Raw genomic sequence first — 23817 nt, 5'->3', positions numbered from 1 at the left:
GAGCAGGGATGAAAGTGAATAAAAAGTGGATTATTGCAGCTTCAATTGCTGGCGCACTCGTTTTCGGTATCGTTATCGTGGTTACTGTTATGCAACTGGCCCCTTCACCTGGTGATGCAGTGGAACAGTTCGCAAATGCTGTGGATAAGAAACAGCCAGAGGAGCTGAAGGAGATCATCAAGCCGGATGATCAGAAGGCACCTGTGAACGATGCCTCCTTGACGGCACTCATCAATTACCTCAATGAGAATAACAACAGCTACAAGGTGATAAAGGACAGCCTGGATGAGCAGGTGGAAGATAAAGATTTCTCTGCAACCGGCCAGCAGATCAGCTTGATTGAGGACGGGAAAAAATGGGGTATATTTCCAGACTACAAATTACAAGTTCAAACCGCTTCCATTAAAGTGACCGGGCAGAATGACGGAGATGCGGTAGACGTGTCCATCGGGAAGCTAAGCGGTTTGAAAAAGCAAAAAGATGAGGACATTTATGGCCCTCTGCTTCCCGGCAGCTATGATGTTTTGATGACTGTCAAAAACGACCTTGGAACCTTCATGGAAGAAAAGAAAACGGAAGCCTGGGGCAATAAACAGGTGACCGTTGTGATTGACAGCCATAAGCTGGCAAGGGAGGACAAAGATGTTCAGAAGGAGCTCCTTGCTGCCGTTGACGTATTCAACAAAGATATGTCTGTGTTTCAAACCTCGGGCTTTGATATAAGCACACTCACCAATGTCACGGATGAGGTCAAGGAAGACACTTCCTTTGTTCAGGATGACTTTGAATTGATCAAAGACTATGTCGATGAAATGCATTCGCAATATCTGGGTGCTGTTGTCAATCTGGATGATCTGAATGTAGACAGCTTTGATAAGAAGTGGTCGGCGGAAGTATCTGCCCTCGTATCTTATAACAGTAAATTGAGGTACAGGGAGGAAAAAACCTTTGAAGACCTCTCTTATCAATCGGTCCGTGAATACTCCCTCCAATATGATCCGAAAGCAAAAAAATGGCTCATTGCTGATTTAATGGAAAGGGAGGCTATCGGTTCCGAGGATGAAGATTGGGACAATAAGAAGGAACTGAAAGTGGAAAATCCGCCTGTATTGAAATGGAGCAGGAATGACGAGAGCATCAATTTGTGACCATGTGGGGAAGCATGCATATTGAACCGATATGCATGCTTTTCTTTTTGCTTTTCAGGGCTATCTTAAAATAGTTATCTGTTTTCGGTACCTTTAAGACCTCTGACGCTTTCCTATGCTGCTTATTAAGTTAATTAGTAACTTGAAAAATAGTACAAATCGCGGCAGGCCCTCCTATTCCTTTAAAAAGATTCATCTAAAAAAAATCATCACTAATTATGTGATGAGGACAATATAATTAATTTCTTTTCATATAGTTAAGTACAAGTCTCCCAATAAAAAGAATGAAAGCTACAAATCCAATAAAGCCAACAGCCATCCATACTGGATAACTACTTTGAAGCATTCCTATAGCAAAAAGTATTAAAGCTAATAAAGCTAGTATACCAACAAAAAAATTATTCTTCATAAAAGCACTACCTTCCCATTTTTATTTTGAGTTTATCAATCATTGCCACTTCAATATTTTCATATTTCGATAGCCAGTCCGAAGTTGAACCTCCATCTATATTTTTTCCTTCATTTATTAACGTTACATTATCTGATATTTCTTGGAAAAAATGGATGTCATGAGTAGTGAAAAGTATAGAACAACCACGAGACCTATAATCTTTGAGAGTGCTTTTCAAATGGTTTACACCCACTATATCTAAACCTAAAATAGGTTCATCAAGAATAAGTAAAGATGGATTATATAAGTCTATGATGGCTAAAGACAATCGTTGCTTCATTCCCTTTGAATAGTTTTTAACCAACAAATCTTTTGAATCTTCTAATCCATTTTCCTTAAGTATGCTAAGTGGTGTTCCATTTTTTGGGGATTTCCATTAATATAATTCATATAAGAGAGATTCTCAAGTCCAGTAAGAAAGTTGGATAAGATTGGTTCATCGGGCAAGTGGCCTATTTTTCTGCGCGTATTTTTAGAATATGGGATATTTAATACTTCATCTTTAAATAGGATCTCCCCACTATTAAGTTCACTTATTCCTAGTATTGTTTTTAATAAACTAGTCTTACCTGCACCATTGGGACCAAGAAGAGCATGAATTTTGCAGCTCCCTATCTCTATGTTAAAATCGTGTAAAATCTTCTTATTCTCAATCCACTTAGGAGGAATGATCATTCTGTTTATGCTGATCGAAAAAGCATCGCAGAATTCGGAAGCCGTAAATCTACCAAGCGGAGAGCTTACGGAAGTTATGACCAAGTTCAATGAGGAATTAGATAAGGCAAGCATGAGAATCATGATTAAAAGGCTCCATTAAAGTTCAAACGGGGTGACCTTCGAAATGCTAAAAATCCTTTCCGGATTCCCATTGCAGTGGCTATAGCTGCTAGAGCGGTGGCAGATACGGTAATCCAGGTTAAGGCTTCACCAGAGATGGAGAAAGTTTCAAGAATTTCTGGATTAAACAGACCTTGTGCGGGAAGCAGGCGGAAGGTTCTTGTCCTTCCTTCGGTACTGCCTTATAAATTCCCTCAAGACACCTGCCGCTTTCCTATTCTGGCAATAGATTCTATCGGCAACACAAGAATTCAGTACATTTAAGCTTTGCGACCGCCCCGCCGATCCAGGTCACATTCATCAGGTTGCCCTGATGATAGACCAGTCCGCCTATTTTCCTTTCACTATATTAAGAATGATAAAAAACAGGAGGCATTGTGAGTTGAACAATAATTCCGGGACAAAAGATGAAATAAACGATTTTTTTAAGAATCATGCTGAGTATTGGTCAATTGTAGATATCAAAATAGACTATATGAAGGAATCCATCCGGTTAAAGTTAGTCTCCACTAGTAATCAGGAATTATTAAAAACATCTATCCAGTTTAATCAAGTGTTGTCTTACTATGTACACCAGGAACCTGTTTATGAAGGCTTTAGATTAAATTCATTCGGAGACAATGATTATCTGCTATTGTCCGAGATTTCTTACCATCCGGAAGGTTTTGGCCAAATATTTATTAAAAGCTTGGACTCGGAATTAAAAGAGATAGAATCTTTAACTGCTCCCACTAATTTCTTTTTCCAAGTGAACAACAAAGATTGTTTTTTTATAGAAGCAAATTCACTTATTATAAATGGCAAACAATATAGGAATTTACTTAAGGACGAGACTATTCTTAAAAAACCATACTAATTATTTAATCTTTTTCTTAAAGTAACGGGAGATGCTTCTTTGAAAAAAAAGAAGCACCAAAGAACCACCCAACGGGCCTTCGGTACTTCCTAAAAAAAACCCCATCAAGACACCCGCAGCTTCTCTCTCCTGCCGGTGTCTCTTTCCTTTTGATCCAGCCGGTAGCTCACAAACGTCAGAACGCTTGCAGCCACCGCTACCAGTCCGCCGACCCAGGTCACATTCGCCAGGCTGCCCTGATGGTAGACGAGTCCGCCTAGTGCGGAACCGAAGGCGATGCCTACGTTGCTTGCGACGGGCATGAGGGAGGCGGCAAGGCCTGTTGCTTTTGGCTGGTAGATCCCGGCTAGGTCGATCAGGTAAAGCTGGGTGGATGTGGTTAACAGAATCGCCATCAAGGACATGAGTCCGATGTTGATCAATCCGAGCAGCAGATCGTTTGTCGTCCAGTAGAGACTGATCAGGACGATGGCCTGGATGAGAAACACGAACCGGAGCCGGCCGATGGCGTTGCGGCTCGCGATTTTGCCGGCCAGGATGTTGCTGAAAATTGAGATGAATCCGTAGCCGAACAGGATGAGGCTGATTGACTGGCTTGGCGCGGCCATTTCATTCAGGATGGGGACCAGGTAGGTGAACACAACATAGGTTGCTCCGAATCCAAGAGACGGGATGAAAAAGGCCATCAGGATTCTTGGATGTGTCAGCAAAGAGAACTGGTCACGGATCGAGCTGCGGGCCTGGTTCTCCATATTAGGCAAAATGAAAAAAGAGGCGGTAAATGCAAGTAGCCCAAGCAATGCAGTCAGCACGAAGGTCGCGTTCCAGTTGTACCAATCTGCGATGACCGTTCCAATCGGCACGCCGGCTACGTTTGCTAGCGTAAAGCCGCCAAAAACAAAGGAGATCGCCAGGCTTCGTTTGGCTACGGGGATCGTTTCACTCGCGACCATCATCGCAAGCGAGATCAAAACCCCTGTCACGATTGCTGTCAGCATCCGGAGCCCAAGAAGCAGGATGTAGCTTGACGCAATGACGCACAATGCATTCAGAATGATGAACGACCCGATCAGAAACAGCATCCATTTACGCTTTGGAAAATGGCTCGTTGCGGACATGACGATTGGTGTCGCAACGGCGAACGTAATCGCAAAAGCAGAAACGAGAGTACCTGCTTCTGAGTTGGATATATGAAGGCTCGAGGAAATCTCGGTCAGGATCCCGACAATCACAAATTCACTCGTGCCGAGAACAAAAGTTAATAAAGCCAAGGTTAAGATGAGCAGCCAGTGCTGCTTCGTCAGTTCTATGGTGTTCATGGGTACCTCTTTTCCAGTCAAATTAGACGAACAATTTTACTATAATAACATAAAGAGTAAAAAAAGGGAGGCTGTAAATGCCTCCCAGTTAAGCATGAAAGAACGTTATAATTGAATAGATGTGAACGTTGATCATACTCCGAGGAGGTCTGCTTCAAGAGCAGCCTCCTTTTTAAAATGGAATGCAACCATTTCCGGCCTGGCTTTATCTAATCTTCTGAAAACAAAAAGGAGGTGGCTTAAATGGGGACGATAAAAGCGCTGGTGAAAAAGGCGAAAAAAGGGGACGGGGAGGCCTTTGTTTCACTTGTGAAGCAGTACGAGGATGTGCTGTACCGGACGGCAAGCCGGCTGCTGAACAATGAGGAAGATGTGGCGGATGCGATGCAGGATGCCATCATTTCAGCTTATGAGAAATTACATACATTGAAAACGGATGAGTACTTTAACACGTGGATTTATAAAATCCTGATTAATAAATGCAACAGCCTGCTCAAGAAGAAGGAGAAGGTTCTAACGATCGACGATCATCTGCTTCCTCAAAGGAGGAACGATGACTTTCAGAAGGTAGAGCTTGAAGATGCGCTAAACAGCTTAGGTGACAAGTATAAATTGGTTCTTACCCTGTATTACATCGTCGGATTGAACTGCAAAGAAATCAGTGAATTTTTAAAGGAGCCTGAGGGGACGGTCAAATCCAGGCTTTCGAGAGCAAAAGCAATTCTAAGGTGCAATTACTATAACGAGGGAGGGTTACGGTATGAAAAACAACTTTGATCAGGAGTTTCATCAGCTGATGACAGAAAATAAGGAAATCCCTGCGAGGGTGAGAAAATCGATTGATGGCTCTTATGATTATATCCGAATGGCATCAAAAAAGAAGAAAAAGGCATCGATTTGGAAGAAAACTGCAGCTGCTGCCTGTGCATTGATGGCAACGGGGATGTTTCTATCCAATGAGCAGGTAATGGCAGGCATTACTGATTTCTTCGCTTTTGGAGACCAGGGTATCAAGCAGGCCTTGCAAAATGGATTCGCCCAAGAAGATCATCACGCAGTTGCGAATCAGGGGGTGGTGATCACGCTGGACAAACATTTTTCAGATGCCAATAAGGTCGGTTTACGCTTTGAGCTGGCATTCGATGACCCTTCCCTCCTTAAGAATGCAACAGAAGTAACCCTTGATTACCGGTTGAAAAATGGTGATGGGGAATATGTAATCGAATCGATTCCGGATACGAAACCGTTAAAGGGTGAGCAAAAGGTTTTGTCAGGGGCGGAAGAAGCCAACCCTGTTCTGGATTCGGAGAGCGGGATTGCACAGTATGAAGTCCTTATGAGCTCCAACGCAGGGAATCTGCCCGAATTGAAAGGTGCCGTAATCGAGGTGGAATCGGTCAACGTCTTCTCCTCTTCCGGGAAGTTGAAGAAAGCGGAAGGGAACTGGGATCTGGCTGTAGCCAATACGAAGCAAACGAAACCAAAAACGATCCATTTCGCGATGAAGAATCCGTCTTCAGTTATCCAAGTTACAAAAGCAGCTGCCAATCCGACATCGCTCAATCTGATCTTTTCAGTGGATGGAATTCATGAGAATGAAAATGCATTTGCAAATCAAATGAAGATTGTCGATGAAAAAGGCATTGAATATGCAGCTTCAAGTTTCAGCATGAGTGAAGAGAAGAACAAAACCATCATCTCAACGAACTTTCCAATAACCTCTTACAATTCGTCCAAACAGCTAAAGCTTGTGATCAATGGGATTGGCAAAGTGGAACTGGTGAAAGAATAGAAGCAGGGCCTGTCACTCCGATTAGAGGTGACAGGCCCCTTTTTAACTAAGCTGTTTACTCAGGTGTTTTTTTGTTACGCTTCCGCTTGAATGAAACTCCAGAGGATAGCAACTCAAATATCTAAGCTCCGTTCTCAATCCATTTTTCTCTGTAAGTAGTGAAAATTTCTTCTCTTTGCATAAAGATGCCTATACTGATTTCTGTGATAAAAATCGGCAAGTGGAAGAATTGCTCCTATTAATTCCGTGCGTCTTCATTAAATCACCAAGAAGATCTTTTGAATTACTGTTTAGAATATAGTCGATGTTCCAGTCACAATAAGCTTGTGCCACATGGTTCAATAAGTTTTCGGTTAGTTCGGCCAGATCTTCAAAAGACAAATGAAGATCTTCTAAACTTTTATTGGAAACAAATTGCACTTTTATAAAGTTATTTGTGGGTTCAAACAGGTCTTTTTCCTCGTCCCTTAACCATGGATAATCCTGTACTGTACTTGGTCTTTTTTTATCTGCAAGAATCAAATAATTCATACTGTCTGTATCTTCTATCATCACATTCCAGATTTCAATTGTTTCTGAATTGTATTCTCTTTTCAATATCATTTTCTCCGCCTTTCACCAATGGCTCTTTAGTTTCTCTATTGCCAGCTTCAATTTTTCCCTATCGTATCACAATTAGTGTTTGCAGAAGGAATTCTCTTGGCTGCATGGAATTGTAAAATGACCAACCGAGCGGTGCCTCTGCTAATAAAGGAGGAAGATATGTGCTGTTTATGCTGATTGTTAAAGCTTCAAAAAACTCGGAAGCCGGAAATCTGCCGGACAGTGGGCTGATGGAGGCGATGACAAAGTTTAATGAAAAGTTGGTTCAGGCGGGCGTAAAGGTTATGGCTAAAGGACTTCATCCGAGTTCAAATGGGATCCGCATTTCGTTTCCGGAACAAGGAAAAAATCCGGTGGTAACAGAAGGGCCCTTTACGGAAGCACAGGATTTGATCGCTGGATTTATCCTGATTGATGTGAAATCCATGGAAGAAGCAAAGGAGTGGGCCTTCCGGATGCTGTTTTAGCTCGAAAACGAACACGTTCAGGCAAAAGTATCACTATATGTAAAATATTGCTATAATAATAGTTGTATTTATTGATATCTTGACAGTAAAGGGGAGCGACTCATGGCTGATCTGAATGAAAACCCGTTAATGATGGGTGATGAACCAGCACCAAAAATGAAACCGGAACGAAAAGAGGGCGAACCAACAGCTGCCTTTAAGGGAGCGAGCTGGTCAGCATTGGTCATTGGAGTGGCCGCTTACTTGATTGGCCTGTTCAATGCAGGCATGCAGCTGAATGAAAAGGGGTATTACTTTGCGGTGCTCATATTCGGCCTGTACGCAGCGGTATCCCTGCAGAAGGCGGTAAGGGACAAGGAAGAAGATATTCCCGTTTCGGGGATCTATTATGGCCTCAGCTGGTTTGCGCTGATCACTGCGGTTGCCTTGATGGCGATTGGCCTTTATAACGCAGGAAGCATTGTGTTAAGTGAAAAAGGTTTTTATGGAATGTCCTTTGTATTGAGTATATTTGCAGCGGTGACCATTCAGAAAAACATCCGGGATACGCAGGCAGCCAGAGGAAGAGATTAATTGGATTGGGGCATTGCTGCTTGCAGGAGTGCCCCGTATTTGTTTTGGAAAATGGGATTAACAAGCCGTAATAAAAGGGGTAAGAACACTTGTGAAACTCTTCCTGTAAACCGATCATACACAAGACAACATGACTAGGAGAGTAAAAGATGAAGAGAATGTTATTTTTTATTGCGATCACTTCGATTGTATTTTTAGGCGGGTGCGGTTTTAACACGGATCAGATGGATGAAATGCTTAACGCGCTTGCTGAGGATAAGAGTGTGAAGGAATTCGTGAAGACTGTTGGATATAAGCAGCTGGAAGGTCCAGTTGAAGACAGCACATATGGGGATGAGGGCGACGTCTCTTATTCTTATGAGATAAATGGGACTCTCGTCGATACATTCGACAAGGTATCCGCTAAGGAACAGTTTGCCTTTATGGAATCCGTTATAAAAAAGCAGAAAAATTCGCAGGTCCCATTGAGTATACAGAAGGAGAAGTATACTGCGGGAGCGATGAAATCAATTGCAGCATTGACTATATAGAATTTCAAACGGCTGACCATACGTACAAGGTTGAGTATTGGAATGCCAGCCATTACTTATATAAAGACGATGAAATCGTATATGATGCATCTGCTATTGATGGAAAATACATCGACCCTTCTCTAGAGAAAGAAGAGACAGAGACAGTCCCTGAGACCAATTATAATATAACTACAGCAGATGGCGATGATTGGGCGGGCTATGACGAAGGTGAAAAATATAGTGTAGTGAACGATTCTCTTAAAGCCATCCGGGAGAGCGGAATGCAGGTCGAGTTTGATGTGGATTGGTTTATAGAAGCTTTGGATGCCTACTATGGAGATGGCGGGGAGAATCTCTCAGATGAACGGATTTTGGATATCGTGACGATGTCGGGTGTGGCTGGGGAGATGATTCAAGATCCGAAATAACAGATTCAGCTCTGCGATAAGTTAAAATTTTCTTTAAAAGGGAATTCAAATACATAGTTTAAGGATCTTGAACAAGGAGTGATCCACATGAACCAACTGCTTCAAATGGGGGCCAACACAACATTAAGCTCTCCAAAAGGCTATGTCACGGTCAGCTATGAAACATCCAACGTGATTGATATTTCACTAACGGCATTTCTGTTAACCGAGGCAGACAAGGTCCAGGGGGACAGCGGGATTATTTTTTACAATCAGCCGCAGAGTCCGTCCGGTGTCGCCACCCTGCTGCCTTCCGAGAATGCAGGCAGCCTGAAGGTACATACTCTGCATTTTGACATGAGCAAAGCTCCTGCAGGCATCCAGAAGATCGCAATTACGCTGACGGAGGACAACCATTCAGGCTTTGCGAATGTGCGAAATTTGAAAGCTGCCATCCGCACGGATGAGACGGTGATCGAGTTTACTCCCTCGAGCTTCACGAAGGAAAACGGGATTGTGGTGCTTGAACTGTACGTTCGAAACGGCCAGACGAAGGCCAAATCCATCTGGCGCGGCTTCGACTCCGGACTTGATGGTCTGTGCAGAAATTACGGGGTCGAGGTCGAGGAGGAGCCAGCCGCTGCCGAGCCGGAACCTGTAAAGCAAGCGCCAGCTCCCGAAAAGAAAATTCAGCTCGAAAAGGTAAAGGGTCAGATCAATCTCGATAAAGGCCAGAAGCCGGTCATCATTGAAAAGACACCGGAAATCACAGCTACCGTGTCATGGAAGACGGGGACCGATTATGATATTTACGCACAGGTCTATACAAAAGACGGCCGGCAGGTGGATGTCGCGATGTTCGGGGCGAAAAAAACCCCTCCCCTCCAGAGCTTTGCCAATGGAGCCGTCGAGCATATGGGAGATGTGAGGCGCGGCAAACAGGCGATCAAGACGGAAATCATCAAGCTTAGGCTGACCGATGAAATCCTTGCCGTCGTTCCTGTCGTCTACTCCGCCCAGTCCAACGGGACAGGCTCTTTTTACAGATACAAGGTGTCCATGAGCATCGACAACCATAACGGAACATCCGTCACCATCTCTGCCAAAAATGCCAACAACAACGACATGATCTATACATGTGTACCCGGAATTCTTCACAACACCCCGGACGGCATCATCATCAGCCCTCTGGAGCTGTATAGCGCACCGAAATCCGAGTTCAGGCCGAAGCTTGTGATGGGAGCCGGGAACATGGTCGAGGTATTGATGGATCAGGGGCCGAAGAATAATTTTAAATAATAAACTATGGACTTATCCTGTGTAGGTAAGTCTTTTTCTCTTCCCTCTCGTACTATATTTTTATTAGCTAAAGGACATACTTTAAAGGTTTTTATAGAACATAAGACTTGGGTGGTTTATAAGGATAGATTATAGAGTCCAATGGACTAATAAACAAGCTGAATATAGATTAGGAGATGAGTTTTCTTTTTTAAATTCCATCTTTTGATATGTTTTCTAACCATACTAAGTATTGGTAACATTAAATATATCTACTTGAATTTTTTGAAAGGTTGTGAAGAGATGACACGGAGAGCAATTCAGTGGGTAGCGTTTAGTGTCTGTATAGTAACATTAGTCATACAAATTACTAGTTTAGAAACAGGAATCTTAGAAGATTTCAAGGATTTAATCCTGCCAGTAGGGTTTGGGATTGGTATTTTGTTGTTAGTGGTGAGCTTTTTATTAAAGAGGGACAGGAATTACAACTAAATTACATTTTTGTTAAATATATATAGTTTTTGCTTTTTTAATTGTACACTTGAGGTGTCAAACAATTAGCTACACCTTAAGGAGGAGCTTTACATGAAAAAAAGAATTGTTTTGTCGCTCGCATGTTTTATGGCTTATAACACCATTTATCCCTTAGCACCTTCTGTCTCAGCTAGCAGTGAAGATTCTGCCCAAATTAAAAGTGTTGATGAAAACAGAGTAGTTTTTGAAAATGGGGAGAACTTGGAAAGGAAAGTGGATCAAAACGGAGAAGAGCTTTATATAGCTGGTGCCAATTCAAAAAAATACAGCATTCAAAAAGCCAACAATGAAATTACTATTACAGATCTCGACTCAGGTAAAACCGTACAAAAGATAGACTTAGCGGACAGTGCTCCTAAGAAAGTTGAAAACGTAAAAGAAAGTGAAGTTAGCAAAATCGCAGCTTCTGGAAGCAAATATGAATATGCCTATCAGCATAAGTTAAGCTCAGAAATTTATGTAGCTTCTGCAAGCGTAATCGCAGGCATCATTGCATCAATTGTAGGTGGTCCAATTACCGGAGTTATTACGACAATTGCAACAGGTTATGCCGGTTATAAAGCTAAGAAAATTTACTACTATGAAATTGTCAGCCGTTATGTATCCGGAAATACAATCCATGTTAAAAAGCAATACAATTTTTTTAAGTATCATGATTACACAAATTATCTAGGTACAACAACTAAATATAGTAGCTATGTTGGAGGACCAAGATAGGCTTTCCTTTGGAATAATAACTGGAACCCCATGTCTTGCAGAATCAAAAATTGAGCAGAGGAATTTCCTCTGCTTTTTAAGTGTCTGGGATAGTTAATGTAAGAGTGTAGTTGATGAATAGATATTATATTTCAAAATGAATCTATGCTTTCATTCATCTATATAGACAACTAATATAATTTCTACAAGCCTTTTTAGATTCTTTACCACTGCAAGAGGATACAAAAGGACGCATCCTATCACCGGATAAGTCCTTTTTTAATTTTCCCACAAATCTGCGTTATTTTCATGTTAAGAAACAGCTGAACTTGTAAAGGCCCTGACGTATCCAACTGCAGCAGTAATTCACCAAATCCGTTCCGTTCCCCCACTCTTTTCTGGAAAAAATTACAAACAGACAGGCTGATTGGCACACATCCTTTCACGCTGACCGTTAAAATGAGCTTAGTTGGAGCATGATTACCAGAAAGGAAGGATAAATAGGTCTGAAAATGAAAAGTTTAACCTTTTAATAGAATTTTTACATCAAAGTGTTTCTTCTCCTGACCCTCTATTTTCTTCTACTTTCAAACCCCTGGCAGACATGGGAAAAAGCTGAAACACCAGCTCATTTACAAATTATTAACTTGCTGAAGAATCCGCAGAGACCCTACCATGATAAGTGAAGCTTCGTTCAATTAGACGCGGCATTCCCCCTTCACCGCGTTCCTTACTTTCCTGCATTTTTTTATCCATTGTGTTTTAAAAAATTACATAGAGGAGGCATATTTATGCTGAAAAAATCATTGTTTTTTGTTCTTGCTCTTGTCCTGACGTTTTCGGTTTTCCAATTGCCTGAAGCATCCGCACTTCCTCCCGGCACACCATCCAAGTCCTCAGCCCAGTCCCAGCTGGATGCGCTGACTGTGAGAACAGAAGGATCCATGACTGGATACTCACGCGACAAATTCCCGCACTGGATCAGCCAGGGATCAGGCTGTGATACCCGCCAGGTGGTCCTTAAGCGTGACGCTGACTCCTACAGCGGCAGCTGCCCTGTGACATCCGGAAGCTGGTATAGTTATTATGATGGTGTGACAGTGACCTCTCCATCAGACATTGACATTGACCACGTTGTTCCATTAGCTGAGGCATGGCGTTCCGGTGCAAGCAGCTGGACCACAGATGAACGTGAATCCTTCGCCAACGACTTGAGCGGCCCGCAGCTGATCGCTGTAACCGCAAGCTCAAACCGCTCAAAGGGTGATCAGGATCCGTCCACATGGAAACCAACAAGATCCGGCGCTCATTGCGGATATGCAAAATGGTGGATCAATACGAAGTACCGCTGGGATTTAAGCTTGCAGTCTTCTGAGAAGACTGAATTGCAGGGTATGCTCAACAGCTGCTCTTATTAAATCATAATGAAACGTACTCCCGGCGGAATGCTGGGAGTACTTTCAGTAATTTGAATGGAGGAATAGACATGGAACAGAAATCAACGGTTTTCACCGCCACCCACGGAGTCATGACAGCAGAAGTCGGCGTAATCAGCGGGGAGCTTGAATTGCGCACCACCTGTGAAGAGGACGGATCCCTTACCCTTGCCATCACGTATGTCGGCGCAGAAGAATGGTACACGCTGCCGGGTGAAGAATACCGCCTGCATGATCCGCGTGACCACGAGGTTGTTCACCGCATGCTAGCTGCTGTGCTGGAGCGCCCTTGAACCTTCCGCTCCATCCACCCCGCTTGAGTCCTCTCTCATTTCACTTTCCTAAAAAAATAAAATGCTAAGCAATTCCATTTTGCTGACAGAGGAAAAGCGTTATACTTAAGTGGTGTATTTGCTCTGAAAGGAGAAATGAAGGATGAAATTATTTGCACTAGATATGGATGGGACAACATTATCGTCCACAAATGAAATCAGTCCCGAAAATATCCAAGCGATTCAAAAAGCCCGGGAGCTTGGGCATAAAGTAATGATGTTATCAGGCAGGGCACCGGAGTCTATCCAGGAGGTTCTGAACCGCTACAGCCTGGATCTGCCGATGGGTGGAAGCAATGGAACAGCAGTGTTTGCGGATGGAAAGCTGCTGGAACTGACTTCTTTGGCAGCCTCACAAAACTCAATCATCGCGCAAACAGCAGAACTGGAAGCTGTTCCTTATAAAATTTATACGAATAAAGGAATCTATTTTCAGCGGGAATGGCCGGAACGGCTCCAGCGCACGCTTGATTCAGAGGCAGTGCCGGAGGAATATTTCGGGGACGAAAACTTCGGCAAAATGACTGCTATTCCGGATGCAGCGGGTGGTCTTCAGGCATTCGACAGCATTCAAAGCCTGCAGGAGGATGAAGAACTATCGATTCAGAAGTTTTTCCTGCTCACCCTCGATCCGGTTCAAAAGGAACGGCTGCTGACCGCGCTGAAAAACATTGATGGCGTGTACGTCACTTCCTCTTCTTCTTTTAACATCGAAGTGATGAACATCAACGGGAATAAAGGGAACGGCTTGAAAGTGATGGCAGAGTATTTAAACATACCGCTTGAAGATACGGTTGCGATCGGCGACCAGTTCAATGACCTGCCGATGTTTGAAGCAGCAGGATTTGCTGTTGCCATGGGGAACGCTGTGGAAGAAATCAGACAGCAGAGCGACTATGTCACGGCCACAAATGACGAAAACGGTGTGGCTCTTGCGATTGAGTATGTATTGAATAAGCTTACTGTACCGGAAGGTATGGCGTAAAAAAGGGACTGTTTCAAAAGTCCTTAAGAGCGTAAATCATGGAATGGAGAACCCCCGAACGCACAGTTTGGGGGTTTTGTACGTAAAAATCACAATATTTTCAAAAGTTCATTGACAATGATTATCACTAAAAATATAATTTTATCAGGTGATTGAGAATGAGTTTCATTCTCTTAGTAAAAAATACGTCCATAGTAAGGGGAAAAAGAACATGAAGCACGTAAAGCCGGTGTTATTTTTATTGCTATTGTCAGTGTTTGTCCTTGGATTAGCTGCGTGCGGCCAAACGTCAGGAGCTGGCCAAACAGAGAAGTCGAAGGAATCAGCAGCAAAAGAAGAGAAGAACGCGGGTGCCGTAAACGTCTATACGACAAGGCATTATGATACAGATGCAGAGCTATACAAAAAATTCACTGAAGAGACGGGGATTAATGTAAACGTTATCTCTGGAAAAGATGAACTTATTCAGCGCTTGAAGGATGAAGGAGATGCAACAGAGGCTGATGTATTCATTACAGCAGATGCCGGAAATCTTGCTCGTTTAAAGGCGGATGGGCTGACACAGTCCATTGAAAGCGATGTATTAACAGCCAATATTCCGGAAAAGCTTCGTGATCAGGAAAATCACTGGTTTGGTTTAACGAAACGGGCCCGTGTCATCGTGTATTCGAAGGATCGTGTAAAGCCTTCTGAACTATCAACCTATGAAGCATTAACGGAAGATGCATGGAAAGGCCGCGTCCTGATCCGTTCCTCTGAAAACATCTACAATCAATCCCTTCTGGCTTCATTTATTGAACTGAATGGAGAAAAAGAAGCGAAGAAGTGGGCAAAAGGCATGGTAGCGAACATGGCGAGAACTCCGGAGGGCGGAGATACAGACCAGATTAAAGCCATTGCTGCCGGTGAAGGAGACGTGGCTGTTTCAAATACGTACTATGTAGGCAGACTGCTGAACTCCGCTGATCCGGAAGAAGCAAAAATCGGGGAGCAAGTAGGAGTATTCTTCCCAGATCAGGATACAAACGGTACGCACATTAATATCAGTGGTGCAGCTGTTGTGAAAAATGCAAAGAACGCGGATAATGCGGTGAAATTTATGGAATTCCTCACAGGTACAAAAGCTCAGGAGCTTTTCGCTGAGGGAAATAATGAGTATCCCGTTAATCCGGAAGCAAAGATTTCTGAAACATTAAGCTCATGGGGAGAATTTAAGGAGCAGGATATCAATTTGTCTGTTCTTGGTGAAAACAACACGCGTGCCATCCAGCTGTTTAATGAGGTGGGCTGGAAGTAAAAATAAAAGCTGTACCATATCTTCATTGTGGTACAGTTTTTGTCTTGAAAAAAGTTCCGTTTAATGTAGGGAAGTGTAGCCATGAAATTCGTTCAGCATGCTAAGGCACAGATTAATATGTGGTCTATATTAAGCTTTTTGTTCATCCTGATCATTCTGCTGCCGAACATCTTCATCGCCATTCATTTATTTGCGGAGCCCAATGAAAATTGGCTTCATATTAAAGTATATTTATTGGGCGACCTGTTTTACAACACAGCTGTATTACTGGTTTTCACCGGGGTTTTTACACTCCTGATCGGTTCGAGCCTTGCGTGGCTGATAACGGTGTATGCATTTCCGTTTCGAAGCTTTTTTAAATGGGGACTCATCCTTCCCTTGGCGATCCCGCCCTTTATCGGTGCCTATACGTATCAGGGGATGGTTAGCTATACCGGGTTCATTCAATCCATTCTTCGCAATACGTTCGATCTGCCAGTCAATCAGAAGTACTTTTCGATGATGTCGATGGAAGGAACCATTTTTATTTTTACCCTCTTCCTTTTCCCGTACGTGTTTGTCATTACAAAGAGTTTTATTGAAAATCAATCTTCCTCTATTTTCGAGAATGCACGTTTGCTTGGAGCCGGTTCCTTTGAAACATTCATAAGAATTGTCCTTCCCTTATCCAGAACAGCGATCGGCGGCAGCTTATCCATTGTCATGCTGGAAGTGATCAATGATTATGGAGTGGTTAAATATTATGGAATCCAAACCTTTATCACATCGATCTTTCAAACCTGGTTCGCGATGGGGGATAAAGAATCAGCCTTCAAGTTAGCCGGGACATTGATGGTGGTGGTTCTTTTCATTTTAGTGCTGGCCAGAGTCCTGCGGGGCCGAAAGCAGTACAGCTATTCCACAACAAAATTTAAACCGGTCCAGCCAAAACAGCTAAAAGGGACGAGAGCATGGGTTGCGTTTAGTTACTGCTTTGCGGTTTTCAGCCTTGCTTTTCTTATTCCATTTGTACAATTAGCTGTCTGGATGTTCATGACCTATGACCGAATTTTAACGGCAGAATTTTTCAGCCTTGCTAAAAATTCTTTTACAACTGCTTCTGCAGCTGCCTTCATTATTGTCATCGTCGGGCTGATTATTGCGAATTATTCACGGATACACCGCGGGCTGCTGCCTAAATTGCTTGCAAGGGTGACTGTATTAGGCTACTCCGTCCCTGGTGCAGTGATTGCCATTGGTGTGATGACGATCTTTCTGTTCATCGACCGCAATCTGAAATCTCTTTTCACGCTATTCAATATGGATACAGCCTTTGTGCTGCGGACGAGTATTGTCATGCTGATTTCCGCCTATGTCATCCGCTTTTTGGCGGTTGGGTATAATTCAATAGAGGCTGGCTTTGAAAAAGTCGGCACCACTTTTACAGAAGCATCTAGAACACTTGGCTTATCAACCTTCCAGACGTTTCTGCGAGTGGATGTTCCGATGGTAAAAGGGGCGGTGATTGGCGGGTTTATCCTTGTGTTTATTGATATTTTAAAAGAGCTGCCCTTAACCATGCTGCTTCAGCCCTTTAATTTTCAGACGCTTGCTACCAGAGCTTTCCGCTATGCAAATGACGAGATGATCAGTGAGGCCGCATCTGCATCGCTGCTTATCATTCTATTAAGCGGAATGTGTATCTTTCTTTTTCATAAAGTACTAGATGGAGGGAAGTCTGATTAATGTTTGTACAAATTGAGAATCTCGCCTATCGGTATCAAAATGCAAATCAGCCGGCGATCCAGGATTTTTCACTGTATATGAATAAAGGAGAGATCATCGCTATTTTAGGGGAGAGCGGCAGTGGCAAGAGTACGGTTCTACGGCTGCTGGCAGGATTGGAAATTCCCCAGGCAGGTTCCATTTCCATCAACGGCCGGCAAATAGCCGGTGACCATACATTTATCCCGCCTGAGAAAAGAGGAATAGGGATGGTCTTTCAGGATTATGCCCTGTTTCCCCACATGACGGTGGAGAAGAATATTTTATTTGGCCTCCGTCATCTGAAGAGAATGCAAAAGCAGGAACGGCTTGCTGAAATGCTTGAGCTGGTGAACCTTTCGGATTATAAAAAACGCTATCCTTATGAATTGAGCGGCGGCCAGCAGCAAAGGGTCGCACTTGCACGTGCTTTAGCCCCTGCACCTTCTCTCATGCTGTTTGATGAGCCGTTCAGTAATCTTGATGCAAGTCTTCAAGTGAAAATCAGAGACGAACTGAAAGGGATCCTTAAACAAACGAACAGTACGTCCATTTTTGTCACGCATGACCAGGCAGATGCAGCTGCACTGGCCGACCGAACCATTTTTATCAAACAGGGAATGGTGAAAAATGCTGAACCGGCCCCAAATAAAAGCTATTCTCTCGTTTAAATGCTCTTCTATTAGAAAAGCAGGCTCTCACTAGCAGAAAGCCTGCTTTTTTTATGTTAATTATTCAAGTCATACATTCCCGGAGCATGTTCATTCGGCATGTCAGGGAGCTCCGGCACAGGATAGCCTTTTGGTGGTTCGATGACGGACAGTTCTCCGCCGTTTCTGCTTGGTGAAGTACCGGAGAAGACTTCTGAAATCAGCGTGTCATCGAGTCTGAAGTTAAACTGGGCGTTGTGGAAGCCCATATCCACGTATTTCCGGCATTCAGGGTATTTGTTCAAATCGTAATTCGGGATCGGAAACAGCTTCCCCCAGTCCACTCCCAGCGTTTCCAATGCTTTCGCGAATGCATTTTGATGGGCGTTGTCCCGGACGATCAGGAAAGCGATCGTCTCACGCAGTGCTTTATTGCTGCTCATCTCATAGATCCTGGATTTCTGCAGCACTCCGGTAGATTCCAGAACGACGTTGTTTAAAAGGTTGGCTGCAAGGTTGCCGTGATCATACACCCAGGATCCGTTCCAAGGGTTTCCGCCGGCATCGACCGGCAGGGAGGCTTTTGCCCCCATAATATAGTGATGAGGATTGGCGCCATCGGCGATCACATCACTAAGCGGGGCACCATCAGATGCCTGGTTTCCAGGCTCGGTTCCCCCGGATTCGTTCAGCAGCTGGTTGATTGTGGACTGCACCAGTTCCACATGGCTCAGCTCTTCCAGGAAAACGCCACGGATCAGGTCACGGTACTTTTTCGCCTTCCCTCTGAAGTTCGCACTTTGAAAGGAAAACTGCATCATCGTCCTCATTTCGCCAAACTGGCCTCCAAGCGCCTCCTGCAGCACCTTGGCAGCATGCGGATCGGGCTTATCCGGAACAATCATGTTGATCAAATCTTCTTTGTAAAAATACATACGCACGTTCCTCCTTTGTGTCACGGTTCCTATATAATTTGGCTCCGATTTGGTTTTTTATACCAAGAGGAATTGCTCGCATGCTAAAAATTGTTTTTCATGGAATTATATGAAAGAATGCTGTTAACGAATGGTGGCAGGGGGAGTCCGGGTTGGAGATCAGTAAATTCTTTATTAAGAGGCCTATTTTTACGCTGGTGACGATGGTATTTGTGCTTATTTTAGGAGGGGTTTCGTTCATAGGCATCCCGCTTAAGCTAATTCCGGAGCTGAATCCTCCGGTCGGAGTTGTGGTGACGAGCTATCAGGGAGCGGGACCGAACGAAATCATGGAGAAGGTGGGAAAGCCCCTCGAGGAGTCGCTTTCCACGCTTGAAGGGCTGGACCGCATTACCTCTACCTCTGAGGAGAACTCCAACCTGATCCTGCTGCAATTTTCCTGGACGACAAACATTGAGGATTTAGAGAACGAGATTATCGAGAGGATGACGGCCGCTCCGCTTCCGGATGGAGCTGACAAGCCGAGGTTTCTTAAATTTGATCCGGCCCAGTTTCCGGTGATCCAGCTGTCCCTGTCTTCAGAGAATGCCGAAAGCAGGGAACTGCAGGCATTGTCAGAGGACCTGGAGGAGGAACTTTCTAAAATAGAAGGAGTCGCAAGTGTCAATCTGACCGGCACATTAACCGATGAGGTGGCGGTGGAGCTTGATCAGGACAAGCTGAAAGAATACGGTCTGTCCCAGGAGGACCTCGTAAATGTCATCCGGGCCAATTCGGTGTCCTCACCAGGGGATCCGATTGTGACGGAAGGCAGGGAGCTAACGGCCAGGACACTCAGTGTCATTGACTCGGTGGAGCTGCTTGAAAATCTCCCGATCACCAAGTCCCCGGAAACAGGTGAAGACGTTTTGCTTAAAGACGCAGCGAAGGTTTCCTTGAAGCAGAAGGAACAGGAAACCATTACCCGGGAAAACCAGAAGCCTTCCCTCCTTTTAAGCGTTCTTCAGCAGTCTGATGCCAATACGGCAGCTGTTTCAGCACAGTTTCAAGAAGAGCTAAAACAGCTGCTGAAAAATGATAAATATAAGGATATCCGCTCCGATGTGATTTTTGACCAAGGTGAATACATTGATCGCGCCATCGGCAATATGCTGAGCACCCTGCTGATCGGCGGGGCACTGGCGATGGTCATTCTCTTTCTGTTTTTACGGAATATCAAAAGCCCTTTGATTATCGGGATCGCGATTCCGTACTCGGTCATCGTTACCTTTGTGCTGATGTATTTTTCGAAGTTTACCTTGAACATTATGACGCTCGGCGGACTGGCTCTCGGCATCGGGATGCTGGTCGACAACTCAATCGTGGTCATTGAGAACATCTACCGCCATCTCGCTATGGGAAAACCGCCAAAGAAAGCCGCTTACGAAGGTGCAAAAGAAGTAGGGCCGGCCATCATCGCGTCCACTTTAACAACGATTGCCGTTTTTGTACCAGTCGTTTTCATTACCGGGCTGATCGGCGATTTATTTAAAGAGTTCTCTTTAACGATTGCCTTCAGTTTGTTTGCGTCTCTAGTTGTGGCTCTGACCGTCGTACCGATGCTTGCGAGCAGGCTTTTGACAAAACCGCCCCGTGTGACGGAGGAAATCCGGCGCCAATCCTCCTTTATGAGAGGGTATGAACGGGCGATCGCGTGGTGCCTGAGCAGGCGGTTCCTTGTACTGGCTATTGCCGGTGTGCTTTTTGCCGGAAGCATTTACGGCCTCACAAAAATCGGAGCAGTGTTCCTCCCGAATTCCGATGAAGGGTTTTTCACCATCCGGACGGAGCTTGAGGCGGGAAGCTCTCTTGAGGAGACGGAAAAGACAGTCGATGCCATCGAGAAGTACCTGGCAAAGGAAAATGCAGTAGACGTTACCGTCAGCTTGATCGGGACCACTCAGGAGGAATCCTTCCGGGGAACGAATTCTTCGAATATAGCGGAAACATACGTCAGGCTGAAGGAAAAGCAGGACCGGTCTGTAACAACATTTGAACTGATCGATCAGGTCAAGGAAGCCGTTGAAAAAGAAGCGGCGAACAGCAATTCCACTGCGAAGCTGAGATTTAACCTGCAGTCGACAACCGGTTCGACCCCGAATACCCTGTCCTTCAATGTCAGGGATTCAGAAAAAAACCGTCTTGATAAAACGGTGGAGAAAATGGAAAAGGCAATAGAGGAACTGCCGGAGGTTAATGCGGTAGAAACCGATTTAAATACCATGACGGATGAGCTACAGATTAATGTCGACCGGAAAAAAGCCTTCGACCAGGGGCTTACGCCTGCACAGATCGGAATGGCGGTCGAAACGGCGACAAGGGGGACGAACGCTCTCCAGCTCGATAATAAGGAAGATGAGGAACTCTATGATGTGACGGTCCGCTACAGCGAAGGGGTGACGGAGGATGCCGGAGCCCTTGAAAACCTGCTCATCAAAAAGCCGCAGGGCGGATTTGTGGAGCTAGGGGACGTTTCGGACATCTCACGAGGCAAAACCCAGGCCTCGATCCAGCGGATTGATAAGCAGGATGCAGTGGAGTTTTCGATTCTTTACAAGGACACAGCAAACTTAAGTGAAGTCTCAGACAAGGTGGACGAAGAAATTAGCAGCCTGAACCTGCCGGATGAAACGGAGATCACCTTCAGCGGAGACAGGGAGCTGCTCGAGGGATCCATCGATGATATGATTCTCGCTTTGGTGCTCGCGATTATTTTCGTATACATCGTGATGGCCGCCCAGTTCGAGTCGTTTAAATATCCGTTCGTCATCATGTTTACCATTCCACTGATGGCGATCGGGGTCGCAGCCGCTCTGCTGCTGACCAACACCGCTATCAGCCTGTCGTCTGTCATCGGCATCATCGTGCTTGCCGGCATCGTCGTCAACAACGCCATCGTCATCGTCGAATACATCAACCAGCGGAAGGAAATGGGCATGCCACTGAAAGAAGCCCTGATCGAAGCCTCCTCCGTCCGGCTCCGCCCAATTCTCATGACAGCCCTCACCACCATCCTCGGCCTGCTCCCGCTCGCCTTCGGAATCGGCGAGGGCACAGAAATCAACCGGCCTATGGGCATCACCGTAATTGGCGGACTCATAACGAGCACGCTTTTGACGCTGTTTGTGATTCCGGTGGTGTATAGTTTGTTTGACGGGGGGAAGAAGGAGAGAGCATAAATAAATTCAAGGTAAACCAAAGAAAAAGGCAGACCTTCGTCTGCCTTTTTCGTACATTATTTATAACAAATGCAATTAAGGGTACCATTTTAAAGACCTAAGGGAATCAAAAAAATATGATCAATGTATGTCAAGAAAGCAGAAAAGATACGATATGAGCTTGCGTTTGAAGAAGAATTTTTTACAAATGATGTGTGTTATAACATCTTCGAATAGGTATATAAATTCCCTTTTTCATTGCGGACAGTTACTATAACTTTGCTTCCATTCTTCCAAATACCTAATTTGAAACTAATATTTATACCCCAGTTAGACCTTGGATTAATAGTAGTGGAAATCCCGGAATTCTGAAGTGATTCTTTGCTATAGCTAGTAAATAGAGAATTCCCTTCATAAATTTCAATTTTTTCAACGTATGCCTTTTCTTGATATTCATAATTTAGTATATCTATTTCCATACTTCTTATAACATTATTAATTATTACTGATCCATATGCATTCAAATACAAATTAGGCTGATCAGAAACAATTAATGTTTTTGAAGTGCTAATCCCATCTGCCGTGGCAGTAATAGTGACAGTTCCCTCAGACACTGATGTTACCAACCCGTTTTTATCTATAATTGCCACTGATTCATCTGAACTGCTCCATGAGAGGGCTTGGTCCGTTGCATTACTCGGATTGAACGTAACAGTTAATTGCCTGCTAACTCCTGTTTTCATAGAAGAAGGCATATTAATTTCTAAGCTGGATACTTTAATTTTTTTGACTGTAATTATGCGGCTAATTTCTGAAGTGTTACCGGCTCTGTCCGATACGCTATATGTCACTGTGTAATTACCTTCAACAGTGGTATTTACAGATCCGTTCGTGCTAATAGCAGGTGTAAGGTCTCCATCATTATTATCAGAAGCAGAAACGCCAGCTAGTAAATCAAATTCTGTATTTAATCCAATTGTAATGTCTTCTGCTCCCGAGAATGCAGGTTTAATATGATCAATGACAGTTACCTTTCGTTCTGCTGAAACAGCATTCCCTGATTTATCGGTAACGGAATAAGTTAATGTGTAAGAACCGGCTTTATTAACATCAACTAAACCTTCAATTTTGATAGCAGAAGTTAGATCTCCATCATTGTTATCAGAAGCAGTGACACCAGCTAAAGGATCAAAAGCATCATTAAAATTAATTTGTTTATCCTGTGTTCCGGTAATAACGGGTTTGATGTTATCAATAACGGTTATCTTACGTTGGGCAGAAGATGTATTACCGGACTTATCGGTGACTGAATAAGTTAACACGTAGATTCCCGCTTTATTAATATTGACTGAACCAGTAACTTTAATAGCGGATGTGAGATCTCCATCATTGTTATCAGAAGCGGAAACACCAGCTAAAGGATTAAAAGCATCATTAAAATTAATTTGTTTATCCTGTGTTCCGGTAATAACGGGTTTGACGTTATCGATCACTGTTACCTTACGTTCGGCAGAAGAGGTATTACCGGACTTATCGGTAACGGAATAAGTTAACACGTAGATTCCCACTCCATTAACATTGACTGAACCAGTAACTTTGATAGCAGAAGTAAGATCTCCATCATTGTTATCAGAAGCAGAAACACCAGCTAAAGGATTAAAAGCATCATTAAAATTAATTTGTTTATCTTGTGTTCCGGTAATAACGGGTTTGATGTTATCAATCACTGTTACCTTACGTTGGACAGAAGAGGTATTACCGGACTTATC

Annotated in this window: 24 protein-coding genes; 17 read left to right on the top strand and 7 right to left on the bottom strand. The window is 43.9% G+C overall.

Annotated elements, in window-relative coordinates; translation table 11 throughout:
• Window positions 1–8: 8 nt before the first annotated feature.
• Window positions 9–1148: a TcaA second domain-containing protein gene (locus tag GKZ89_RS21225; RefSeq protein WP_241680228.1), complete on the top strand. Its 1140-nt coding sequence runs from the start codon at window positions 9–11 to the stop codon at window positions 1146–1148.
• A 238-nt stretch (window positions 1149–1386) separates the two neighbouring features.
• Here GKZ89_RS21225 and GKZ89_RS11815 read toward each other — a convergent pair whose 3' ends face one another.
• From GKZ89_RS11815 to GKZ89_RS21410, 3 genes are read right to left on the bottom strand one after another with little or no spacing between them, the layout of a single operon-like run.
• Window positions 1387–1557: a hypothetical protein gene (locus GKZ89_RS11815; RefSeq protein WP_155112622.1), complete on the bottom strand. Its 171-nt coding sequence runs from the start codon at window positions 1555–1557 to the stop codon at window positions 1387–1389.
• Window positions 1558–1564: 7 nt separating this feature from the next.
• Window positions 1565–1906 (bottom strand): ATP-binding cassette domain-containing protein, encoded by a 342-nt coding sequence (locus tag GKZ89_RS21415; RefSeq protein ID WP_155112621.1) that lies wholly within the window; start codon window positions 1904–1906, stop codon window positions 1565–1567.
• Between the two features lie 14 nt (window positions 1907–1920).
• Window positions 1921–2397: an ATP-binding cassette domain-containing protein gene (locus GKZ89_RS21410; RefSeq protein ID WP_155112620.1), complete on the bottom strand. Its 477-nt coding sequence runs from the start codon at window positions 2395–2397 to the stop codon at window positions 1921–1923.
• 421 nt (window positions 2398–2818) lie between these two features.
• Here GKZ89_RS21410 and GKZ89_RS11800 point away from each other — a divergent pair, with 421 nt between their 5' ends.
• Window positions 2819–3292: a YxiG family protein gene (locus GKZ89_RS11800; RefSeq protein WP_155112619.1), complete on the top strand. Its 474-nt coding sequence runs from the start codon at window positions 2819–2821 to the stop codon at window positions 3290–3292.
• A 104-nt stretch (window positions 3293–3396) separates the two neighbouring features.
• Here GKZ89_RS11800 and GKZ89_RS11795 read toward each other — a convergent pair whose 3' ends face one another.
• Window positions 3397–4611: an MFS transporter gene (locus GKZ89_RS11795; RefSeq protein ID WP_155112618.1), complete on the bottom strand. Its 1215-nt coding sequence runs from the start codon at window positions 4609–4611 to the stop codon at window positions 3397–3399.
• 243 nt (window positions 4612–4854) lie between these two features.
• On the opposite strand from GKZ89_RS11795, the gene GKZ89_RS11790 reads away from it, so the two are divergent.
• Entirely contained in the window at window positions 4855–5388 is a 534-nt protein-coding gene (locus GKZ89_RS11790) for an RNA polymerase sigma factor (protein WP_155112617.1), read from the top strand.
• On the top strand, window positions 5372–6403 hold the full coding sequence (locus tag GKZ89_RS11785) for a DUF4179 domain-containing protein (protein WP_155112616.1): 1032 nt from the start codon (window positions 5372–5374) through the stop codon (window positions 6401–6403). The genes GKZ89_RS11790 and GKZ89_RS11785 overlap by 17 nt, the downstream gene beginning before the upstream one ends.
• A 189-nt stretch (window positions 6404–6592) precedes the next feature.
• On the opposite strand, the gene GKZ89_RS11780 is transcribed toward GKZ89_RS11785, so the two are convergent.
• A complete protein-coding gene (locus GKZ89_RS11780; protein ID WP_155112615.1) occupies window positions 6593–7000 on the bottom strand; it encodes a hypothetical protein in 408 nt (135 codons plus the stop codon).
• 167 nt (window positions 7001–7167) lie between these two features.
• On the opposite strand from GKZ89_RS11780, the gene GKZ89_RS11775 reads away from it, so the two are divergent.
• From GKZ89_RS11775 to GKZ89_RS11720, 12 genes are all read left to right on the top strand, one after another.
• Window positions 7168–7473 carry a YciI family protein gene (locus GKZ89_RS11775; RefSeq protein ID WP_162356762.1) on the top strand — a complete coding sequence of 102 codons (306 nt, stop codon included), beginning with the start codon at window positions 7168–7170 and terminating at the stop codon, window positions 7471–7473.
• Window positions 7474–7575: 102 nt separating this feature from the next.
• Window positions 7576–8046 (top strand): inner membrane protein YiaA, encoded by a 471-nt coding sequence (gene yiaA, locus GKZ89_RS11770; RefSeq protein WP_155112614.1) that lies wholly within the window; start codon window positions 7576–7578, stop codon window positions 8044–8046.
• Window positions 8047–8195: 149 nt separating this feature from the next.
• Complete coding sequence (locus GKZ89_RS11765; protein ID WP_155112613.1) at window positions 8196–8576, top strand: hypothetical protein; 381 nt, start codon at window positions 8196–8198, stop codon at window positions 8574–8576.
• A 227-nt stretch (window positions 8577–8803) separates the two neighbouring features.
• On the top strand, window positions 8804–8986 hold the full coding sequence (locus GKZ89_RS11760) for a hypothetical protein (protein ID WP_155112612.1): 183 nt from the start codon (window positions 8804–8806) through the stop codon (window positions 8984–8986).
• Between the two features lie 87 nt (window positions 8987–9073).
• On the top strand, window positions 9074–10264 hold the full coding sequence (locus tag GKZ89_RS11755) for a TerD family protein (protein WP_155112611.1): 1191 nt from the start codon (window positions 9074–9076) through the stop codon (window positions 10262–10264).
• A gap of 564 nt (window positions 10265–10828) precedes the next feature.
• Window positions 10829–11494, top strand: coding sequence for a hypothetical protein (locus GKZ89_RS11750; protein ID WP_155112610.1), 666 nt, complete (start codon window positions 10829–10831; stop codon window positions 11492–11494).
• Window positions 11495–12264: 770 nt separating this feature from the next.
• The gene (locus tag GKZ89_RS11745) at window positions 12265–12891 is read left to right on the top strand and encodes an HNH endonuclease family protein (RefSeq protein WP_155112609.1); all 627 of its coding nucleotides are present in this window, start codon (window positions 12265–12267) and stop codon (window positions 12889–12891) included.
• A 68-nt stretch (window positions 12892–12959) separates the two neighbouring features.
• Window positions 12960–13202, top strand: a complete 243-nt coding sequence (locus GKZ89_RS11740; RefSeq protein WP_155112608.1) for a hypothetical protein — start codon at window positions 12960–12962, stop codon at window positions 13200–13202.
• A gap of 142 nt (window positions 13203–13344) precedes the next feature.
• Window positions 13345–14226 (top strand): Cof-type HAD-IIB family hydrolase, encoded by an 882-nt coding sequence (locus GKZ89_RS11735; protein ID WP_155112607.1) that lies wholly within the window; start codon window positions 13345–13347, stop codon window positions 14224–14226.
• Window positions 14227–14437: 211 nt separating this feature from the next.
• Entirely contained in the window at window positions 14438–15523 is a 1086-nt protein-coding gene (locus tag GKZ89_RS11730; RefSeq protein ID WP_155112606.1) for a Fe(3+) ABC transporter substrate-binding protein, read from the top strand.
• 81 nt (window positions 15524–15604) lie between these two features.
• Window positions 15605–17248 (top strand): ABC transporter permease, encoded by a 1644-nt coding sequence (locus GKZ89_RS11725; protein ID WP_155112605.1) that lies wholly within the window; start codon window positions 15605–15607, stop codon window positions 17246–17248.
• Window positions 17248–17937, top strand: a complete 690-nt coding sequence (locus tag GKZ89_RS11720) for an ABC transporter ATP-binding protein (RefSeq protein WP_155112604.1) — start codon at window positions 17248–17250, stop codon at window positions 17935–17937. The genes GKZ89_RS11725 and GKZ89_RS11720 overlap by 1 nt, the downstream gene beginning before the upstream one ends.
• A gap of 56 nt (window positions 17938–17993) precedes the next feature.
• Here GKZ89_RS11720 and GKZ89_RS11715 read toward each other — a convergent pair whose 3' ends face one another.
• A complete protein-coding gene (locus GKZ89_RS11715; protein WP_155112603.1) occupies window positions 17994–18851 on the bottom strand; it encodes a manganese catalase family protein in 858 nt (285 codons plus the stop codon).
• A 152-nt stretch (window positions 18852–19003) separates the two neighbouring features.
• On the opposite strand from GKZ89_RS11715, the gene GKZ89_RS11710 reads away from it, so the two are divergent.
• Complete coding sequence (locus GKZ89_RS11710; RefSeq protein ID WP_155112602.1) at window positions 19004–22069, top strand: efflux RND transporter permease subunit; 3066 nt, start codon at window positions 19004–19006, stop codon at window positions 22067–22069.
• Window positions 22070–22266: 197 nt separating this feature from the next.
• Here GKZ89_RS11710 and GKZ89_RS11705 read toward each other — a convergent pair.
• A partial coding sequence (locus tag GKZ89_RS11705; RefSeq protein ID WP_155112601.1) for an immunoglobulin-like domain-containing protein occupies window positions 22267–23817 on the bottom strand: 1551 nt, incomplete at its 5' end.

Origin of the sequence: Metabacillus mangrovi, from assembly GCF_009711125.1 — a bacterium.
Taxonomy (GTDB): Bacteria; Bacillota; Bacilli; order Bacillales; family Bacillaceae; genus Metabacillus_B; species Metabacillus_B mangrovi.
The sequence above is the reverse complement of the archived record's forward strand: the minus strand, read 5'-3'. Positions and strand labels throughout refer to the sequence as shown.

Coding starts and splice junctions, on each gene's coding strand:
- GKZ89_RS21225 (WP_241680228.1), top strand. CDS start 9: ATGAAAGTGAATAAAAAGTGGATTATTGCAGCTTCAATTGCTGGCGCA.
- GKZ89_RS11815 (WP_155112622.1), bottom strand. CDS start 1,557: ATGAAGAATAATTTTTTTGTTGGTATACTAGCTTTATTAGCTTTAATA.
- GKZ89_RS21410 (WP_155112620.1), bottom strand. CDS start 2,397: ATGATTCTCATGCTTGCCTTATCTAATTCCTCATTGAACTTGGTCATA.
- GKZ89_RS11795 (WP_155112618.1), bottom strand. CDS start 4,611: ATGAACACCATAGAACTGACGAAGCAGCACTGGCTGCTCATCTTAACC.
- GKZ89_RS11790 (WP_155112617.1), top strand. CDS start 4,855: ATGGGGACGATAAAAGCGCTGGTGAAAAAGGCGAAAAAAGGGGACGGG.
- GKZ89_RS11785 (WP_155112616.1), top strand. CDS start 5,372: ATGAAAAACAACTTTGATCAGGAGTTTCATCAGCTGATGACAGAAAAT.
- yiaA (WP_155112614.1), top strand. CDS start 7,576: ATGGCTGATCTGAATGAAAACCCGTTAATGATGGGTGATGAACCAGCA.
- GKZ89_RS11765 (WP_155112613.1), top strand. CDS start 8,196: ATGAAGAGAATGTTATTTTTTATTGCGATCACTTCGATTGTATTTTTA.
- GKZ89_RS11755 (WP_155112611.1), top strand. CDS start 9,074: ATGAACCAACTGCTTCAAATGGGGGCCAACACAACATTAAGCTCTCCA.
- GKZ89_RS11750 (WP_155112610.1), top strand. CDS start 10,829: ATGAAAAAAAGAATTGTTTTGTCGCTCGCATGTTTTATGGCTTATAAC.
- GKZ89_RS11745 (WP_155112609.1), top strand. CDS start 12,265: ATGCTGAAAAAATCATTGTTTTTTGTTCTTGCTCTTGTCCTGACGTTT.
- GKZ89_RS11740 (WP_155112608.1), top strand. CDS start 12,960: ATGGAACAGAAATCAACGGTTTTCACCGCCACCCACGGAGTCATGACA.
- GKZ89_RS11735 (WP_155112607.1), top strand. CDS start 13,345: ATGAAATTATTTGCACTAGATATGGATGGGACAACATTATCGTCCACA.
- GKZ89_RS11730 (WP_155112606.1), top strand. CDS start 14,438: ATGAAGCACGTAAAGCCGGTGTTATTTTTATTGCTATTGTCAGTGTTT.
- GKZ89_RS11725 (WP_155112605.1), top strand. CDS start 15,605: ATGAAATTCGTTCAGCATGCTAAGGCACAGATTAATATGTGGTCTATA.
- GKZ89_RS11720 (WP_155112604.1), top strand. CDS start 17,248: ATGTTTGTACAAATTGAGAATCTCGCCTATCGGTATCAAAATGCAAAT.
- GKZ89_RS11715 (WP_155112603.1), bottom strand. CDS start 18,851: ATGTATTTTTACAAAGAAGATTTGATCAACATGATTGTTCCGGATAAG.